Genomic DNA, 20,093 nt, shown 5'->3' with positions numbered 1-20,093 from the left:
CTATAATTTATTTATTTTCAAATTCTTCACGATCATATCTTTAAATATTTAATCAAAGCTAACCCTTAACCCTAAAGTATAGGTTCTTGAAACAGGCATAAACCCACCATCAAACCCTAAGGTCGCATCACTTCTACTAGAATTAATTTCGGGGTTAAGACCAGAATATTTAGTCCAAGTAGCTAAATTTTGTCCTTGAACATAAATTTGTGCCCTAGACAATCCTATACCTTCCAAAATATCCTCTGGAAAACTATATGTCAACTGAACGTTCTTTAATCGGAAATAGCTACCATCTTCAATAAAATAAGAAGAAGGTCTACTACTTACCTGATCGTTGGCATCCATAATAGGAACGGTGGCATTTGGGTTTGCCGCTACCCACTCGCTTCGAGGAGCCGTAGGGTTTGTTGGTTGCCAAGCATCGTACAATGCTCTTTTGGACCTATTACCTTGAAACGTGTTAAAATCAGCAAAATAACGAACATAATTATAGATGTCATTTCCTTGAAAACCGTTACCGAAAATATTCAAGGCCAAATTCTTATAATTAAAATCTAAATTAATACCGTAAGTAAAATCAGGGTGTGGACTTCCGATTATGGTACGGTCATCATCTGTAATTTCACCGTCGCCATTAATATCCTTAACCTTCAATTTACCCGGAGCGTTATAATCTCCATAGGTCGGCCAAGCATCAGCCTCGGCCTGACTTTGGAAAATACCTTCCGTCACAAAACCATAAAATGATGATATTGGACTACCGGCCTCTGTTACCGTTAAGGATGGCACACGAGATGCATCACCAAATAACCTAGTATCGGCACTTTCACTTAACTGGTTTACTTCATTTTTGTATTGTGAGAAATTAACTCCGATTCCATAGCCCCAATCGCCTTTGTTTTCATTCCAATTAAGAGAAAGATCAACCCCTTTATTGGTCATTTTCCCTACATTAAAATAAGGTGCACTGGCATCACCGGCACTATAGGTAATAGGTGATTGAAACAACATATCCGATGTTACCCTATCCCATATGTCAACGTTCATATTCAACCTACTATCGAACATCGATAAATCAATACCGAAGTTGTTTGATGTGGTAGTCTCCCATTTTGCATCAGGGTTACCAAAACCAGAAGCATCAAAACCAATAGTAGGCGCACTTGTAGAACCGTCTATAGGATAACCGGCATTAAATATATTTGAACGATACGTAGTATAGGCATTGTAATCCCCAATTTCTTGGTTACCCGTTTTACCCCATCCGTATCTTAACTTTAATTCGTCTATCCATTCTATGTTATCCATAAAACTCTCATCAGACACCCTCCATCCTAAACTAAAAGCAGGAAAAAAGGCACTTCTAGAAGCCGATTGGAATCGAGAAGAGGAGTCATTTCTTAATATGACCTGCGCCAAATATTTACCATTATAGTCATAATTGAATTTCCCGAATTGAGAAAACAAGGTATAATCAAGATAAGAAGCCCCATCATTGGAAGCGGTCGTAGCATCACCCAATCTTAGATACCTTAATATATCGGTAGTTTCAAAGGCAAACTGATTTCTACTAGCGTTAAAGAATTCACCATAAGCCTGAATACCTTCTACACCAACAAAAGCAGTAACATTATGATTTTCATTAAATGTTTTGGTATAAGTAAGTACCGTATTCCATTGCCATTGATATTCATAGGCATTGGACGAGGTAGAACCATTAATAAAGTTACCTTCTACATATTCTGGTTGAGGCCTACGAAGGTCTATTCCCCTTTCGTTTTCCGCGTCCACACCAAAACTTGTCTTAAGTTCCAGATTATCGGTAATATCCAAATTGGCAAAAACATTACCCAAGACTCTTGCTCGGTATCTTCTATCGTCTTTATCCCTAGTTAAAACCGCCACAGGGTTAAAGTTATTACCTAAATTTGCTCCTCTACTACCGGCAAAATTACCGGCAATATCGTAAACGGGTAATAATGGATGGTGTTTAAAAGCACCTGAAACTGTATTTTGCTCATCATCATTGGAAAAACCACCTTTTCTATTATCCAAGTTTACGGTTAAATTCTCTCCTATGGTCAATTTCTTGTTCAAAGCCTTAAATTCTGTATTGGCCCTAATAGATGTTCTATTATAACCTACAAATTTGGTAATCGCTTTTTGCTCAAAGTAACTTAGGGTAAACGCATATCTAGCATTTTCCGTTGCTCCGGACGCGCTTATCTGGTGGTTTAAGATCGGAGCCGAACGAATAGACTCTTCCCACCAGTTGGTATCGGCAGAACGTGTAATAGCATATATATTACCAGGCTCTAAAGCATACAGGCTTGGATCGGTACCAGAATCACCTTCCATGGCCCCACTTGGGAACACATAATCTGGTATAGTCACTTCACCGTTAGGACCAAAAGTATATTGGCCATGGCTAGGTGTTTTACCTGCATATAAATCGGCCAAATACAAATATTGACCCAATTCTTCCGCATTTAAGGCCTCAACGTCATTAGCAGCCGTTTGCATACCATAGTACGTTTCATAACTGATAACAGGTTTTCCCATTTTACCTTTTTTGGTGGTAATGATAATTACACCATTCGCAGCTCGCGAACCATATATGGAAGCCGCAGATGCATCTTTTAATACCTGCAACGATTCTATATCCCCAGGATTCAAATTAGCTTGTGACTTTGAAGGCACTCCATCTATAATATATAGGGGGTCGTTATTACCAATAGTACCGTACCCACGGATACGCACTTTTGCCTCACCACCCGGTGTAGCATCACTTACAATTCCGATACCGGCGGCCCTACCCTGTAACTGTTGGGCGAAAGTGGTCGCTGGCACAGCCGTAAGCTCCTCCACATCTACTGTAGATACGGAACCTGTTACATCTCGTTTAGATTGTGAGCCATAACCTGTTACCACTACTTCATCTAAAGCAGCCGCATCCTCTTCCAACGTTACATTAATGGTGGATTGACCATTTACGGGAATCTCAACAGTTTTATATCCAATGTAACTAAATACCAATACGGCATTACCTTCCACATTGTCCAATGTGTAGTTTCCATCAAAATCGGTTTGGGTTCCGTTCGTTGTACCCTTAATAAGAACACTGGCCCCAGGCAATGGTCCAGTTTCATCCGCAACGGTTCCCGTTACCGTCTGAGCTTTTACTAATCCGACGCATAAAAATGCACCGACCAGTAATAACCCCTTCAACAAAGTACTCTTCATAAATAATTAAAGTTTAAGTTAATATTGATTGTTGTTAGTTATTAAAGAAATCAATCATAGGCGATATTTGAATTGAGTGACCCACCTACAATTAATATTTTATGTTAATTATTTCATAATCGCTAAAATTAAATTATCAAAAATGAATTATTGACTATTTAATAGCGTAAAAACTCTAAAATTCATGAATTTTAAGGATTCTTTACATCTCATTTTCATAAATCGCAAATAAATTCTTCAGCAAATTAAGGATTATGCAAATTTTAGCAAAAAATTAAGCAAAATACTTTATGTTTTATGTTAATTTTATGTAATTATTTATTGAATACTCAAGATAAAGTGCAGAAATTCGCAATAAACTCTCCACTTAAATGGCAAAAAAAAGTTCTTTTGTAACTTGATCAAACGTCAATAATCTACCTTACAAAACACTTATAACAACAAGGGCCATACTAAGAATTATATCGCATAGACCATATGCCCTTAACACCTAAAACAAATAATTCACCCAAACTATATACCACTATCGGACATTGAAGCAACCCAACAGAAAAAGCACCTAGGCCTATACTAATTTTTTAAAAGAAATTGAGATTAAGTGCAGTCCGGCCACCTATTAAGTGATTCACAATAAAATATTCCCAAAAATCCATCAAATGACTAGTCAAATATGTGAGGAAAAACAAAAAACCTGTTAATTCGCGCTAAAAAATATCCAAAATCTATACAGCCCAAAAATTGGTTGACATGAACGATATTATTCTAATATATTAAGCATTGGGAAACAATAATTCTTTGAAGAATTCATTTTAGTTTAAATATTGTAAAAATGAAGATCGTTGAAATTGGATTTAGTTTTATGAAACCCCAGACCCAATAATTGAATCATTTTATAGAACTAAAACGCAATAAGAGATAAAAAATATTTTCACAAACCCATAAGCACACCTAAGCTAAATACATTGAGTTTATATAAATTAAACTATCCATTATATCTAGGTTCTATTTGCCCCTTGGTATTAGTATTGACCGCAAAGCATCTACCCTCCAAAGGATTCTTTTTCTGCTCTTCTTCTGTTAAGTTCAAACGTGATGTTGTTATGAACAAAGTATTATTTTCTTCACCTCCAAAACAACAACTTGTCACAAAACTCACAGGAATACTGATATCTTCTATCCAGATACCTTCCCTATCAAAATGGCTGATTTTTTTACCATTCCACATGGCAACCCAAAAACCTCCTTCCGAATCAACCGTCATACCATCTGGAAATTCATTTTTTCCCCATTGAATATGTCTTCTCCTATTTGAAATATTACCAGTTTCTATATTATAATCATATGCATACATAACATTGCGCATTGTGTCTATCATATAATAGGTTTTACAATCCGGACTCCACCCCATACCATTGGTTATAAATATGTTCCGCTCAAGACAAGTTACAGTTTGGTCTGTATTGAGCCGATACAAACTACCGGTAGCATTTTTCCCATCATATTCCATAGTTCCTGCAAAAAAACGGCCTTTAGGATCAACGGCTCCATCATTCATTCGCCTTTTCTTAACATTGATTTCAGGAGAATTTTCAACTAACCGCAACTGTTTTTTTTCCTCATCATAAAAACCAAACCCGTCACGCACCCCTGTTATTATTCTACCACTTGTACAAAGTGCCAATACACCTAATTCTTGCCCAACACTAAACTCAGAAAAACACCCTGTTAGAAAATCAATCTTATAATAAGTTCCCTTTAGTAAATCTACACAATAGAATTTTTTCTCTATTGGGCACCAAACCGGGCCTTCTCCATGGACTGGTCTTATCTCAAATATTGGTTCCGCTTTCATAAATCAATAATCAAATTTTTCACGAACAAGCCAACTAAACTTTATATGGACTAGTATCTCTTCCTTTCTTCATAGGGTTCTCTTTCCAATTTTATAATGGCTTTTAAAAATATCTATAATCCCTTAAACAAAAAAGGATATATTGATTTCCTTTATTTTACAAAAATTTTCCCATCAATGGCCCTAGTTCATAAATTGTTTATCAGGTAATTCTCATTATTTAACAACAAACATCATTTATAGCCCAACCATCGAAATATCCGCCAAAAGGAAGAAAAATATAAGGGCGGGCATCGTACGTACGATGCCCGCCCTGAAATAATTAAAAAAGACGTCCTTCATCCGATCATAAAAACGCTCAAAAATGATGATCCAAGAAATTAATTGGGGTCACTTGCGCCCTTGCCCACTATTAAAGGTCAAAACCGAATCAGAGGTTCGCAAACCATTTTTCATATTGCCTACCTAAAATAGGAATAGGTTTTTCTTTTCCGTTAACGGCGTTCAACAGCCCCATAATCCACATATAAATAACAACAAAGCTTCCAAATATTGAAATGAACCACCCTAAAATAGGCACCATACCTATAACCCCTATTCCGATTCCGGTTACCACCAACCCCAAGGATTGAGCAATATGATATTGGGCAAAAGGTAATTTTTTCTCATTGTTCATTACAAAGGCGATTATGAGCCCAATAAATGTAAGGTATGCTATAACCGCTATTTTCTTTCCTTCATCCTCTATTGTTGTTGTCGTATTTTTTTGTTCCGCTTGTTCCATTTCTCATTATTTGATCTATTGTTTATATAGAGACATTATAACAAAGATGCACCTGTTATTGTCTAATTTCGAATGTGCCTTCTATTTCATGCACATCATCTTCCACTAAATTATTTCTATAGAAATCACCAGTAAAAGTCCCTTTACAACTTACCACCCTACCGCTTTCCGCAATCTCAAGTTCTGTAATATTTACCGACACCTCTTTAGCATAATAGTTTTCTTCTGTAGACAACAATACCCGCACATCAAAATCATTGGGTCCACCGGTGTAGATAATATTGCGACTACCCGTTTCGGGGGATGCTACCAACAAAAAATTGGATTCGGTATACGACTTACGCACGGATACCTGTATTTGATCTTCGGGAAGATCAGGATCGGACTCTTTTGTATAAAGATGGCCCGATGTTGTAAATTCATCATCTTCACTCAAATCGGAGAATTCATAATCCCCGTTAAGCGTTGACCCTGAAATAGTAAATTTCACATATGATTCCGGATACTCTCCACTCACCTGATCATCCGTCTGAGCATCATCCGAATCATCTTCGCTACAGCCTGTCATAAATATTAAGGTCAATAGTACCATACCTAGAAAATAGATAGGTTTTCCCCTTGAAGCCAATTTGTTTTGTTTTGTTTTCATAATATTATCTTTAGTGATTAACCTTAAAGGTGTTGTATGCGAGCGACCGTTTACATCACCTCTCTATTACAACGAACATTATTATTGCCCGTAATAGCTCTTTAGTATTGTTTAGGGGAATTTAAATTGACAAGATTACCGCTACCGGAACTGCCTAGTAGCCCATTGAGGCATAGTCCTTTTTATAAATTGAAAAGCCTTTCTTGACAATGTCCGTACAAATCAAATGAAAGTTGCCCTTAGCTCCTTTATTTGATTTGTAGTCCATTTCCATGATCATTGCTTCTTTATCAAATGGCAGACCACCCGGGGCTTCATTATCATAAAATACACTATATATGTTTCCTATAGGTATCTCATTAGTAACCCATATTCTAGAAATTCCTTCTTCTGTAACAACTTCATATCCAGAACAGTTATACCCCAAGAGATTTTTGCTTCCTATCTCTTTTATCTTGGCTTGGTCATAATTGGTATCATTTACCATTTTGCTGCGGTATTTTTCATACAACTTACTGTTATTGTTAATTCCCATAACTGTTTTTTGACCACCTCTATTACCAAATATCAGTATCATATTAGCTGTAAAATCCATGACCGTTATATTATCCATATTACCGAATTCACTACCAAAATAAGTCTGCCCCGGTTCTAAATAGTAGGTTAAATCCATCTTGTCCTTACCGGTGGTCATCAGCATCTTTACCGCATAGGAAAATCTATACTCGTCCGGTACGATATCCATATTTGCACCACCGAACATACTTGTAGGCAATCCAGAGTCTTTCTCTAGAGTTCCATTGGTGGTTGCATTGCCTTTATCAGTTGTCTTTTTTTTCTTACCTCCCTCTTTAACGACACCATCTATGGCCTTATCGGTCTTTTTAGAAACCTCCTTATCCGTCCGGTTCAGCACTGTACGTTCCGCTGCCTTTTCGGCCTTTTTTGCAAGTTTCTCAAAAAACTGCGCATTCATGGGCAGGGCAAAACAGAACATTACAATAATTAGTACAATTGCTTTTGCTTTCATTTTATATAGTTCTTTAATTGATTACAGACTAAACTTCACCCCTGCTGCAATTACCAACTGTCCCTGGTCTATGATCACATACTTTAATTCGGAAAAGAGCAAGAAGCTTGTTCCAATATCAAAATTCGCTCCTCCCCCAAGGTTCAGGCCGACGCGACCATCACTTGCCGAAAGTCCACTTCCGTAAATTGAGGCATTGTCGTACTTCACACTCACACTACTAAAGTTAAGTCCCCCCAATCCATATACATCCAAGTTTCCCTCATCAAGAAAATAATAATTGGCATTGGCATTCAACTCAAACCAATTGATCTTTACACCAAACTCATCTTTTGGCAAATAGAATATGAACGAAGGTGCTATCGTCATTTTGTCCATGATAGGAAAAGCTGCGGTAACCCCTATACCAATATTTTCTACTTCGGTGCCATAGGCAAGCATACCTCCTATTCTCATTTCATCTTGTGCCTTGCTATATTGAACCCCCAACAACAATAGGGTCATACATAAAATAATTTTTGTGGTTTTCATTCTAATTAAGGTTTTGATTATTATTAAACTTCGATTATTGCTTCTTAATTCTTATTGATTTTATCACCTTTCCATTTTCTAAAACACTCAAGATGTAAATACCTTTTTTTAAGTGATCAATGCTCATAAAAATCTTCTTTTCATTTAAAGAATCATTTGATTTCGAATCCATGGCAGTTTACTTAGTATGTTTACAGGACAACCTATATGACCTGTAAGCCGATGTAAAACTAATGGAGGTAAGAATGAAGTAATACCACAGATGTACCCAATGATGCCACAAATTGGACATCACATGAGAACACTCGTTTTTATAGGGCTTTCAAAAGCCCTCGAAATAAATATGATATATTTAAAAATGAGAAAAATCTTGACACAACTATTATATACGTTGCCCAAAAAAAAGGTGTTTAAAGATTTTCAGAAAACTCGCTAGGTGTACAACCATAGGTTTCTTTAAAACACTTTATAAAATACGAAGGTGTCTTAAAACCTACTTGATATGAAATTTCTGATACAGTAGCATCCGATAGCTTAAGAAGCTTGGCGGCCAATTTTACCCGTTCATTACGGATGAACTCTATCGGGGACATTCCTATTATAGTTTTCAATTTACGCTGTAACTGTCTTCGACTCATATTCATAGCCCCGACAAAAGCATCAACATTAAAATCGGGATCGGTTATATGCCCGTCCATTACCTCTTTAAGTAATTTTAAAAACTCTGAATCGGTTTCTGAGACCGTCATCTCTGGATCTATGCTAAAGGTGGTTCCATAATAGTCTCCCAACTGTTTTTGATTTTGAATCAACTGCCTTACCCTTACTTTTAGTTTTTTAACACTAAAGGGTTTTGTCATATAATCATCTGCCCCGGTCTTAAAGCCTTGTAGTTCATTTTCTTCCCCTACTTTGGCAGTGAGCAATATTACGGGAATATGGCTTGTTTGTATGTTTTGCTTAACGGCATCACAAAGTTCAAATCCATTTTTAACCGGCATCATAATATCACTAATGATTAGGTCCGGTAAAAACTCTATTGCCAAATCTATTCCTACAAGACCGTTTTCAGCTTCTTTTATTTGATAGTCCCCTTTAAAGTTTGAAACAATAAACGCCCTCATTTCAGGGTTGTCCTCAACGACTAATAATTTAGGCAACTCAGCATCCTCTAACTTGTTTTTTATAAAAGAGGTATTGTTCGACTCTTTCAAAAGAGTTTTATTCCCGTTTTCTACTTCTGTAGAAAGGTTGACCTCCATAATCTTTTCATCAACATCATCGGCTATATTATCAATAAACAATGATTTTTTTATGGGCAACGACACGGTGAATTGAATTTCATTGTTTTGCAAGGTATTGGCTACTATATTCCCTTTGGCCAACTCTACCAGTTCTTTGGTTATATTGAGACCAATACCCGTTCCCTGAATGTTTTTACTAGCCCTATAGTAGCGGGTAAAAAGTTTTGATACATCTATAGCTACATCACCATCGACCGTATTGGTAATTATAAATATCCAATTCCCGTTTTTAGAGTAAGATTCAATACGTACACTCCCATTCTCGGGTGTATACTTTAACGCATTGGAAAGCAGGTTAACCACCACCTTCTCAATTATGTCCTTATCAAACCATGCTGTTTCTATATCTTCTATACGACATAAAAAATCAATATTCTTATTCTTGGCCTCTTGTCGAAAAGGGTTTATTAATGGTTCTATAACTTCTCCTAGATCTCCCCTTCTTACCGTAAGCTTTACATTACCTTCTTCCAGTTTTGACAAATCCAATATTTGGTTCACCAAATCCAACAATTTATCGGCATTTCGCTGTATTAACTCCAGTTCTTCCCTTTCTTCCTGTGATAGCTCAGGATCGGACAGTTTCTTAACAACAGGAGAAATTATAAGTGTTAGCGGGGTGCGGAACTCATGGGTTATATTTTCATAAAAACGTGTCTTAACGGAGTCCAGTTCCTTTAAGGTCTTAAGTTTCATTTTCTCCACCTCTAGATCATACCTATACCTAAGACGCCCATCATTTACTTCTTTATTACGAAGGGCCACCACCAATGAAAAGAGAATAATTTCCAAAACCATCAATTTTAAGAACATGGTATGATCCCCCATAACAAGAGACAATATATTGCCCGCTATAAGAACCATGCTACCAATGAGCACAATTTTGGCTATGGTATCTGGGTTTTGAAACATCAGAAACACAAATAACCCTATGGACAACAACATTACTACCACCCGAAATGCATCTATTACAAAGAATCGTAATGAAAAATACGGAAACACTATTATTTGCAATGTATAGAGGATACCAAAAATTAAAATCCCGAACAGCAGCCTCTTGGTAAACTTATATGCCTTTGGAAAAGCATTTTTAAAATCGAGAAAATAAAACACAAACCATGTATAGCATCCGATGTTGGCAATATGGGCGATCTGGTTTACATAAAAATAAAGCTCGGGAATGGTGTTTTGATAAAGATTTAAAAAAATCGGCAATCGGTTGGCGTAATATAGCGCAACCCCTAATAGGTATAGTCCATATATTAAGTAGCTTTTGTTCTTACTGATCAGAAAATTGACCAAAAACAGAAAAAACGAAATAAAAACAACACCTATATAAAAATAGATATCACTTTCTTTATAATTAATCCATAACAAATCTCGACTTAACGCAACATTATCATCCGCAAAGAAAAATGCTAGCAAATGTCCCCAATTATTTTTGGCCCAATGTGTTATCATCCTTCTATTAAAATAGAAAGGGCGCGAAAAGTCAATTTCGTCGGTCTGTAATCGCAACATCTGAAGATGTTCGCCTCCAACAATCTTCTCTTTCTTTTTGGCAAAGAACCCTACTGTATGGTGACGATACCCTTCCTCTCCTTTTACAGGAACGTATACATCACTATAATCAACCAACCGAAAGCTCATGAACAACTGGCCTTTGTTTTTCTCGTTGATCAAAGAAAACCGATACCAATGCACTGCTTGCTTATTCTGGTTTTCCTGTTGTGCCGCCGTAAATTCTTTCTTAAGAACCTCACTAAAGGTTAAAGACCTAGTGTCGTCCTCAAAATGCAATAAATCATTTTGGGTCAATATTTTCCAATCCCCCACTTCTGTTTCTACATCTACAATTTGACAACATAGGAACAATGGGCATAACACAAACAATAAAACTGCTTTTATCTTACCCGAAAAAACATATTGTTCCATCCGTAGAGCCATCTATAAAGCCTATTAAATTTTATGGGGGAAGATTATTGGAAAACCTATTTTAGGTTTCCAAAAGTAAACTATTTTCAAAATCACATTTTACTACTCGTTACCTATAAAATCATTCTGCACAGACGAGGCATGTGATAGCAACCATCTTCTTTTAAAGCAGAAAGCTACAGTTCTAAATTAAAGAATATAAGTATTCAAAAAAAAATTCTTGTGAAATCGAACAGACACAACCAACTAAAAACAGACCTTCCTGATTTTATAAAATTGAAAAAGCCGAAGAACAATCTTCGGCTTTTTCAATCATATACCCAAAAGATACATCACCCACCATATAGGTGATATCGGTCGGGTATAATCACTAATTCCTTTTACTAAAAACAATCTATAACTTCTATTTACTCTACAATTTTTATATCTACCGATGTTCTTGATTGCCAACCCGTCTCATCGGTTACGGAATAAGAACAATGGTAATCTCCCGTATCCACATCATCGGGAATTGTGATACTTATATTTATTTCGTAGCTCGTTACCCCGCCTTCTATGGTATAATTCTCTATGAATATCATAGGATTCACAGCATCTTTTTTCTCCTCCAAATCACATTCTCCAGCCTGATCATCATGGGTATGATGGTCAAAATTGTGATGTATGTCCAAACTATAAGAGGCCAACGCCACGTTATCTGTAACCTGAGCTCTAAAATTGTAGGTTTCTCCCCTCACTAATTGTTCACATGCCTGCGGAAACCCTTCATTGTAATTAATACTAATAGCAGGCTTTTCTTCATCCTTTCCGACACCGTCATCACTAGAACACGAGGCTAGTATTAACGCAAAGAACAAAAAGTAAAAATATTTTGGTATAAATTTCATTGAGAACTATTTAAAACCGCATGGCACCCAAGAGCGCCATGCGGTATAATTATATTTATTAAGCTGTAATATCTATGTGCGTTTCATATTCAACCGTATTACCATCTTCATCTTCCACAGTGAAAATAACATGGTATTCTCCAGCAGGTGCGGTTGCGGGAATATCTATGTGCTCATGAAACTCTACCGATGTTTGCTCATGGTAGTCTCCCAAGAATTCTTCTTCATAATCCCACTCTACTTCTCCCTCACCAGGTGTTACTTCGTGTGTATGTACATCGACTGTAATACTATGGATTCCGTTAACGGCATCTATCATAAACTCCGCATGAAAATCATCTCCCCTAGCGGCCGTTTCGCTAACGGAAATATCACTTAAGGTAATTGGATCCAAGATTTGAACATGGCCCTCTACCTCTGTACTGTTTCCAAGTTCATCGGTAACGACCAATTCTATATGATATTCCCCGGCCGGTATGTTTGTAGGCACATCTACATGCTCGTGAAAAGTTGGGTTGATCGCCAAATATTTAGAATCGGTATACACTTTTTCAAACTCCCAATCCACTTCATCATCTCCAGGAGCAAGGTCATGGGCATGAATTTCAAGAGTAATACTACTTACTACCGCTTCTGCACTAATTTCGGCCTCTAAGTGAATATCTGATCCTTTATAGGCAAACTGCTCTGTTGAATGGTCATCCCCCTCGCCATATTCAAAATTGGAGATTACAGGCGCATTTAGCGCAGAAGAACCGTCATCGTCACTACTACATGAGTGTAAAAAAAGGCCCAGCAATGTAATGGCCGCTAAAAATTTAAAATTTGATTTCATAATGTTTGATTTAAAAAGGTTTGTTTTCATTTGTTTCATTTTAGTTATTCGTAATAGTTGTTATTTATTAAAAGGTATTGTGAGCGATATAGATAGGTTTCTACCAGCCTCTGGCACATCGATCAGTCGATAAAAGCTGGTATGGTCAAAGTATTTTGTATTGAACACATTATTAAGTTTTACCCTAAGTGAGACCGGAGGACTGTTCTTAAAAATGTTCATATCCGCTAATAGAGACATGTTCAATACTTGGTATCCTTCAGTTTTTTCTTCTGGAGGAACAATTTCGTTCTGGGCCGCGGTCACCCTTACATCCGCTATTAGCTGGGGTTTGTTTAAAAAGAAAAAATTCTTGAACTGATAGTTGGCTGAAAACAACCCCGACAATGGAGGTGAAAAAGGAAGTGTAAAATCCTTTTTGGGCCCACTGGTCTGTCTAGAGTAGACATATTCTGCAGACGCATCTAATTGCAGGTTATGCAACACCCTTGCACCAATTCGAAGTTCCCCTCCGAACCTAAAGACCTTGGCCTGTGTATATTCATATATTTGTTGGGTTTCGTAGTAGTCCGATGTCGGATTTAAATAGATATAGTTTTGGAAAAAATTCACAAAAGGACTGATACCAAAACTAAATATCCCAGATGAATGATCGACCTCAAGATCCAATTGGTACGACTCTTCGGGATCCAAGTCTAAATTACCCCTTTCATAACGGTACATATGATAAAAAACACCGTCAGAAGCCAATTCGTTGGCTAAAGGCATTCTAAAACTCTTGCCTACATTTATTTTATACGTGGTGTTTTTGTTTATATAGCTCAACCCGGCAGATGCACTGATATTTCCAAAAGTCAAGGTCTTGTCCAATGCCCTTTGTATATATACATATGAAGTGGAACCATCAGTGTTACTGATGGTAGACGGGTACCAATCGGAATAGGCCTTGGTTTCCATAAATCCGTAATCATACCTTATTCCTGCCAAAAAATGCAAGTCCGGATTTATCTCAAATTGGTCATATGCAAAAGCACCGACGGTAAAACGGTTGTACGCGGGTACCAAAAAGCCCCACCCCCCTATATTATTATCTTGAAACTCTAGGTTCAGACCAACAACTACATCATGTTTTTTATCAGGCTCAAAGGAGTCCTTTATATTTAGGGCATAGGTATTTTTATTGAACACCCGCTCTTTGGTGCTTGAAGGTTTTGGCATATAACCGTGGGCCGTTGGCTCTGTATGTTCTTCTCTATGATTGTTTTGAAAACCTACATCAAAGAGAAGAGTATGACCGCCCAATTCTAAAGTGGTGTTATTTATCACTTTAAAATGATTGACCTTTTGGTAAGGAAGGTCCACATCCCTATCGGAGCTATCATAATCAATACTGGAAGTTCTTACCTCTAAACCATGTGCATTGGCAAAAAAGCCATTTTTAGTATTTACATTACTAAAAAAGGTTTCCGATTTTACATTATCCGAAACATATCCGACACTAAAACTAGCATTGGCTTCCTTGCCTGCCGTATTTCTTAAATGATTATCGTATAGCTCAAAGATGTAGTTTTCGTAATTGATTTGATCAACGGGCACTTTGTAGTCTCCATAATCCCTATAGGTCAAACGTCCACGATAGTACCATTTTTCCTTTCTCCCCTGAACACCAGCCGAAACTCCCAAGAGATCGTTGTTGCTTTCTGCCAAAACGTTCACTTCCCCGCTAAAGGAATTTGGGAAAGGTATTTTCGAAGGTTGTATATCTACCACACCCGCAATGGCATCTGACCCATATAACAAAGAGGCGGGGCCTTTTATGATCCGTATTTTTTCGATTCCGTATTGGTCTATCTCCAGACCATGATCATTGCCCCATTGCTGAGCCTCGTGCTTTATTCCGTTTTGCACAACGGCCACCCTATTAAAACCCAATCCACGAATAACCGGTTTAGATTGCCCAGAGCCAATATTGATCGTACTTACCCCCGGAATCTTTTTAAGGGTTTGCATAAGACTGTTTTCCCTGTTTTGATCAAGAAACTCTTTAGACACAGACTGTGACACTGTAGAAAGTTTCTTGGCCTGCTCCTTCTCGTAATCTCCATACACTTCTACCTCCTTAAGCTCGGTAGTGGACTCACTCAATAAAACCCGAACCTCTTCCATATCTGGCCCAACATGGACCTCAATCGTTTTGGGACTATAACTTATATGGGACACCCGAAGTGAATATGTACCCCTAGGCACATTATTTATTTTAAATGCGCCTGTCGCCGATGAAATTGAATAAAAACCTGTACCAACAATATTGGCACCTTCTACAGGTTGTAAAGTATTTGCGTTGATTACAGATCCTTTTATCTGAAAAGAATCTTGGGCAATAGCCACAGAGCCAAGGCTAAAACATAGCCATGCACCCAGTATTTTGTAAAACATATAGAGATACTATAAGATTTTGAAAATTGTTCACTTAAAAGAACCTTGACCAAACCCTATACATAGTATTATTTTAGAAGCCTATAAATTGATGTTGATTATATACTTTGGCTACGAACCAGCAACTACCAAGTTTTAAATGATTCTTGGCAAGAAGCAGTATAGCTTATCTCATATCATCGATCTACAATTTGGCATTTAGACCAAACAGACAGAGCTTCGAAATAATTAAAATGTATGGGAAACTTATAATAAAGAAGGAGGGGGACGTGAAAAAAGCTGATTTGAAGCTATGTTGCTAGAGATAACAAAACTGTAGTTTTCTATTATCTCTCCCCGAACAACAGGTTCGGTATTTTCAATTTTAAAATCTTGTATATCGGAAGCAAGTGCCGGAGTCATGCCATTCACAAGAGCATGATCACAAATTGCACAATGTAAGGCATGATCATTGTCATCGGAATGCGACAAGACATGCAGCCCTGCTATTTTCAATGAAAGTAAGAGGACAATGAATAGATAGCTGATACTATTTTTTAAGCGACCGTCTTTCATCGAAAAACAAACTTACTAAATTAAACCAAACACCATGTTAATATAATCTAAAATTGAAGTACTAATTACGGACCATATAATATGTTATGGTTATTTCTGTCACTTAAGCAATATCGCCTGTAGATTAATGGGGTTACCTTATTCTTTTCAACTCTTAATAACCTAAAAAATGTATTTATTAAATCGGCTGTTTTAGTCCAGTTGACTCAAGCTAAGCCATTCTTCTTTTGTAGCAGGCAGTTTTTGATGCTCTAGTATGAGCAGCCATTTACCATTCTTTTTTGTTAGAAGCCCTTCAAAATGAACAAACCTTACTGATTGTTGGCCTTTTTCGTCTACCAAATCATATCTAAAGATACCCTTTTCAAAAGCTGTAACCGCATCTCCCCTACGATCAGAAAACCTAAAGTCCAAGTTTACTTTTGTTATTCCCTTTTTAGTTTTTTCCAATCCATCTCTCCAGTTCTCCAACGCTTCCTTTACAGAATAACAAGACTTGTTATTATCGGAGACCAAAATACCATCTTCATGATAGGTAGCCGCATAGCCATCAACATCGCCAGCTTCCACTTTTTCCTTCACCACCTTCCAATATGTGTTCAATTCTGTAATCCTGTCTTGCGAAAAAGCATTGCTACTGAACAACATACCTACCAACAGTACATGTAATACGATTTTAATTTTCATCTTCTTTTATTTAATAGTGCTTCGTTATTATTAATCTAGCCAATTACAAAAACCAAATATATACTTTGAAATTATAATTTAACGCATATTGTAAGACTACACCCGTTCTTCTGTCGCCATTTTTTAAACCCAACGTGTACTATACAGATTTCTCTATCAGTTTCTTCGTGGCCCTTATCCCCTCTTCGTTGCTCAAATAGCCTTCCATACCTTGTAAATGCATAAGCCCTCCCTCATACTCGATGCCTACAACACCATTAAAACCAGATTTTTCTATAATATCAAAAACCCTATTAAAATCTATTTCGGTTTCATTTCCATTAGCATCAAATTTATGCGTTTTGGCACTAACCCCTTTTGCATAGGGCATTAATTCCTCTATACCCAGGTACATATCATATTTCTCTAAACATTTGGTATTCATAAAGCCCTCAATATCCATTGTTTCGGGCTTTGTTCTATTCACACAAAAATTACCGAAATCGGGCAGTACCCCGGCACGTTTATGGTTTACCTCTTTCATAATATTTGCCAACCACTTACCATTACAAGAGTGTCCCACATGGTTCTCTACAATGATATCCATTTCATTTTGGTCTCCAAACTCAAGTAACTTACTATACCCTTCCAAAGCCGCATCCCTTACTTCTTCGGCAGTACCCGTTTGTTCTAAACTACCCAGGTTCACCCGAATAGATGTACACCCCAATACCTTGGCCGCGTCCACAAATTTATAATGGCTTTCTACGGCATGATCCCTTTTTGCCTTATCAAGATCGGCGATGTTCTCATCATCTACCATGATCAAATTATTTGTTACCCCAAGATCATCGGTACGCATCTTAAGCTCTTTAAGAAAAGAGGCATCGGTTATTTTATCGGCAAAGAACATAGAAACATACTCCACGATATCAATTCCAAATTCATTTTTGGCCCTGGCCGGAAACTCCAATGTATTATGCTTGCCCGTAAAAAACTCGGAAGCCAAAGAAAACTGTGCCAACGAAATATCATACTTTAGCGCCGTTGTACTTTTGGCATATAAAGATTCTGGCAATGCGGTTATTAGACCAGTACCAACAGCACCTAAACCTAATTGTTTTATAAATTTTCTTCTGTTTTTCATTCTATAGGATTTTTAGTTAACGGTGTTTTACGGTCACATCAATTGCTATCTAACAGTTTATAGTTGGTCTTGTAACCGTCAGTCAAGGGTTAAATTAGCATTTATTTTCCGTTTAGCGTACACCATAGCTATTCATAGTGGATTCGGACATTGTCTAATCCGCAAAATTACGATCAGTTATGTGTAGCCTCTATTTTTATACAACAACAGAAGCTAAGGTAGTTCCATTTGGGCCGGCCCTTGGGGTCGATTATATGTCTTTTTGGATTTAATGAAAAAGAAATATAAGATATGGTTTCTATCATCTGTATTTAAGGGCCATGAATTTTATAAGATTGGTAATTTGTTAATAATAATATGGCAATACTACATAAAAACGTAAGAAAGTTCAACTGGTAGCTCGTATGTATTATAAAAAAATTAATTTTGAGGATTTTCCCACAAACATGAAATACCCGATACTTTGCAAAATTTTTTCTTAATCCTAGCTGTTTTCGGGATGGTATTGGCAATTTCATTTTTTGCCAGAAAGTCCGTTAACAAAATTTCCACCTTTTTCTTAGGGGCATTTTATGCGATATTCTCTATTTATACATTTCAAACCTACGTTATTGAATCTGGTTTACTTTTAAAGTTCAGTTGGTTTTATGTTTGGCCCCTACCCCTTTATAATTTAATAGCCGCACCCATATTTTTTTATTTTTTAACCTTGATCAAAGATGAATTTGTTTGGCGTTGGCGATATTTGCTCCTATTCGTACCCTTTATAATCGGTTTTGTTGATGTGTTGATTGTTTATGCCAAACCACAAGAGGTATATGATACCATTATTCACAATGCATATTTAAAACCAGGCGAAAGACTTGCTGTGCAATATGGTTTTTTTAATATAAACCAACATTATGCCATGCGCTTTCTATGGCAGTTTTTAGCATTGATCGGTCTATTGCCTTTATTGTGGGATTTTATTAAAAACCTATTGAAGGAAAAAGATCGTAAGTTGCTTTTCTGGGTAATTTCTTTATATGTCCTATTTATTTTAATGTCAATATTGGCGACCATGTTCGCATTTGAAAAATTACTGAATATCGATTTCTTACGTTCTACCGGCCCAATATTACGAACCGTTAATTTTGTATTTTATGTGGTACTATTTATCATAGGTATAATGCCCATTTATTTTCCTTCAATTTTATATGGTTACCCTAGGTCCAATAAACCTAAATCAACTTCAACGGTTACTACTAAAGACGAAGAAGAATTGAAATTTGGTCTGGATGTTGACGGATTGTTAAGTCGGTTAGCTGAAATAAAGGAAAGTGGATCGTTTTATAAGCAGAATTTTGATTTGACAAGTTGTGCCAAGGCATTGGAAATTCCCACACATCATTTATCCTATTTTCTAAATCAGCAATTAGGGCTCACTTTTTCGGCGTACAGAAACAATGTGCGAATAGAAAAAGGAAAGACACTTATAACCCTCGGTTATTTGGAAAAGAATACGATGGAGGCCCTCGCACAACAATGTGGTTTTGCCAATAGAAGTTCTTTTAGTAAGACCTTTAAAAAGGTAACCACTATGAATGTTACCGAGTTTAGCTCTAATAGTTGAAAATAATCTCCCATATCTTTTCGATAGTAAATGCAGTCGAAGTTTAATAGGTCTATCGCAGTCGAGACCCCATCAATTTTCCGTTCCCGATTTAAATCGGTTTAAGAGTGATTTTGACCAAACATATAGGGACACAAAACAATGCCAGCAAATATCATAGGTCGAAGTTTGTGCGATAGCCTATAATGAAAACTAAAAACCTTAGCGAAAAAAGTACACGATTGAATACCTATAAGAGCACTAGTTATTTGCTCTATTCTCAAAATTAGAACCCATATCACCGCCCTCCCTACATGAAACAACCACGTTAACACACCACTTTTCGACTCTTATTTTCCTTATTATGTGTCCAAATCGTATTTGGACACATGCTTAAAGAAGATTTTTTATACTAGGCGCGTATCAAAATATTGCTTTTTTACAATTGATTACACAGGCATTTAAACTGCTTGTTTACAAACCATTATACTACATCAAACTCCTTTCTTTATTTTCTTTTTCCAAGTAAAAAACAGTGTCCAAATCGTATGTAGGCACATATTCGCCAAATCCTCTATATATCATTCTCTTTTTTGTTCCGTTCTAAATCCGGCAAAACAATATAAGTTTTTTCCTACATATTTT

The 20,093-nt window shown here is 36.8% G+C and carries 14 protein-coding genes; 1 reads left to right on the top strand and 13 read right to left on the bottom strand.

The features are described from left to right. Positions 1–48 precede the first annotated feature (48 nt). The 13 genes from J8L85_RS05755 to J8L85_RS05695 form a co-directional block, all read right to left on the bottom strand. Positions 49–3,246, bottom strand: a complete 3,198-nt coding sequence (locus J8L85_RS05755) for a TonB-dependent receptor (protein WP_211015430.1) — start codon at positions 3,244–3,246, stop codon at positions 49–51. 982 nt (positions 3,247–4,228) lie between these two features. Continuing rightward, positions 4,229–5,098: an SMP-30/gluconolactonase/LRE family protein gene (locus J8L85_RS05750; protein WP_211015427.1), complete on the bottom strand. Its 870-nt coding sequence runs from the start codon at positions 5,096–5,098 to the stop codon at positions 4,229–4,231. 430 nt (positions 5,099–5,528) lie between these two features. After that, positions 5,529–5,882, bottom strand: a complete 354-nt coding sequence (locus J8L85_RS05745; protein WP_211015425.1) for a hypothetical protein — start codon at positions 5,880–5,882, stop codon at positions 5,529–5,531. A gap of 55 nt (positions 5,883–5,937) precedes the next feature. After that, positions 5,938–6,531, bottom strand: a complete 594-nt coding sequence (locus tag J8L85_RS05740) for a hypothetical protein (protein ID WP_211015423.1) — start codon at positions 6,529–6,531, stop codon at positions 5,938–5,940. Between the two features lie 154 nt (positions 6,532–6,685). Further along, positions 6,686–7,561, bottom strand: coding sequence for a DUF4412 domain-containing protein (locus J8L85_RS05735; protein ID WP_211015421.1), 876 nt, complete (start codon positions 7,559–7,561; stop codon positions 6,686–6,688). A gap of 21 nt (positions 7,562–7,582) precedes the next feature. Next, complete coding sequence (locus J8L85_RS05730; protein ID WP_211015419.1) at positions 7,583–8,092, bottom strand: outer membrane beta-barrel protein; 510 nt, start codon at positions 8,090–8,092, stop codon at positions 7,583–7,585. Positions 8,093–8,502: 410 nt separating this feature from the next. Continuing rightward, on the bottom strand, positions 8,503–11,343 hold the full coding sequence (locus J8L85_RS05725) for a helix-turn-helix domain-containing protein (RefSeq protein ID WP_211015417.1): 2,841 nt from the start codon (positions 11,341–11,343) through the stop codon (positions 8,503–8,505). A 395-nt stretch (positions 11,344–11,738) separates the two neighbouring features. Beyond that, positions 11,739–12,218, bottom strand: coding sequence for a DUF4625 domain-containing protein (locus J8L85_RS05720; protein WP_211015414.1), 480 nt, complete (start codon positions 12,216–12,218; stop codon positions 11,739–11,741). 58 nt (positions 12,219–12,276) lie between these two features. Next, positions 12,277–13,053: a DUF4625 domain-containing protein gene (locus tag J8L85_RS05715; protein ID WP_211015412.1), complete on the bottom strand. Its 777-nt coding sequence runs from the start codon at positions 13,051–13,053 to the stop codon at positions 12,277–12,279. A 60-nt stretch (positions 13,054–13,113) separates the two neighbouring features. After that, the gene (locus J8L85_RS05710; protein ID WP_211015410.1) at positions 13,114–15,489 is read right to left on the bottom strand and encodes a TonB-dependent receptor; all 2,376 of its coding nucleotides are present in this window, start codon (positions 15,487–15,489) and stop codon (positions 13,114–13,116) included. 246 nt (positions 15,490–15,735) lie between these two features. Next, positions 15,736–16,044: a hypothetical protein gene (locus tag J8L85_RS05705; protein ID WP_211015407.1), complete on the bottom strand. Its 309-nt coding sequence runs from the start codon at positions 16,042–16,044 to the stop codon at positions 15,736–15,738. A 192-nt stretch (positions 16,045–16,236) separates the two neighbouring features. Then, positions 16,237–16,731 (bottom strand): nuclear transport factor 2 family protein, encoded by a 495-nt coding sequence (locus tag J8L85_RS05700; RefSeq protein ID WP_211015406.1) that lies wholly within the window; start codon positions 16,729–16,731, stop codon positions 16,237–16,239. Positions 16,732–16,870: 139 nt separating this feature from the next. Further along, complete coding sequence (locus J8L85_RS05695; protein WP_211015404.1) at positions 16,871–17,857, bottom strand: TIM barrel protein; 987 nt, start codon at positions 17,855–17,857, stop codon at positions 16,871–16,873. Positions 17,858–18,566: 709 nt separating this feature from the next. On the opposite strand from J8L85_RS05695, the gene J8L85_RS05690 reads away from it, so the two are divergent. Next, entirely contained in the window at positions 18,567–19,469 is a 903-nt protein-coding gene (locus J8L85_RS05690) for a helix-turn-helix domain-containing protein (protein ID WP_211015401.1), read from the top strand. Positions 19,470–20,093: the final 624 nt, after the last annotated feature.

Origin of the sequence: Maribacter sp. MMG018, assembly GCF_018100785.1 — a bacterium.
Taxonomy (GTDB): Bacteria; Bacteroidota; Bacteroidia; order Flavobacteriales; family Flavobacteriaceae; genus Maribacter.
The sequence above is the reverse complement of the archived record's forward strand: the minus strand, read 5'-3'. Positions and strand labels throughout refer to the sequence as shown.

Bases quoted from the DNA above. Each gene is read 5' to 3' on its own strand.
- J8L85_RS05705 (WP_211015407.1), bottom strand. From the start codon at position 16,044: ATGAAAGACGGTCGCTTAAAAAATAGTATCAGCTATCTATTCATTGTC.
- J8L85_RS05725 (WP_211015417.1), bottom strand. From the start codon at position 11,343: ATGGCTCTACGGATGGAACAATATGTTTTTTCGGGTAAGATAAAAGCA.
- J8L85_RS05745 (WP_211015425.1), bottom strand. From the start codon at position 5,882: ATGGAACAAGCGGAACAAAAAAATACGACAACAACAATAGAGGATGAA.
- J8L85_RS05695 (WP_211015404.1), bottom strand. From the start codon at position 17,857: ATGAAAAACAGAAGAAAATTTATAAAACAATTAGGTTTAGGTGCTGTT.
- J8L85_RS05720 (WP_211015414.1), bottom strand. From the start codon at position 12,218: ATGAAATTTATACCAAAATATTTTTACTTTTTGTTCTTTGCGTTAATA.
- J8L85_RS05735 (WP_211015421.1), bottom strand. From the start codon at position 7,561: ATGAAAGCAAAAGCAATTGTACTAATTATTGTAATGTTCTGTTTTGCC.
- J8L85_RS05750 (WP_211015427.1), bottom strand. From the start codon at position 5,098: ATGAAAGCGGAACCAATATTTGAGATAAGACCAGTCCATGGAGAAGGC.
- J8L85_RS05730 (WP_211015419.1), bottom strand. From the start codon at position 8,092: ATGAAAACCACAAAAATTATTTTATGTATGACCCTATTGTTGTTGGGG.
- J8L85_RS05715 (WP_211015412.1), bottom strand. From the start codon at position 13,053: ATGAAATCAAATTTTAAATTTTTAGCGGCCATTACATTGCTGGGCCTT.
- J8L85_RS05755 (WP_211015430.1), bottom strand. From the start codon at position 3,246: ATGAAGAGTACTTTGTTGAAGGGGTTATTACTGGTCGGTGCATTTTTA.
- J8L85_RS05700 (WP_211015406.1), bottom strand. From the start codon at position 16,731: ATGAAAATTAAAATCGTATTACATGTACTGTTGGTAGGTATGTTGTTC.
- J8L85_RS05740 (WP_211015423.1), bottom strand. From the start codon at position 6,531: ATGAAAACAAAACAAAACAAATTGGCTTCAAGGGGAAAACCTATCTAT.
- J8L85_RS05710 (WP_211015410.1), bottom strand. From the start codon at position 15,489: ATGTTTTACAAAATACTGGGTGCATGGCTATGTTTTAGCCTTGGCTCT.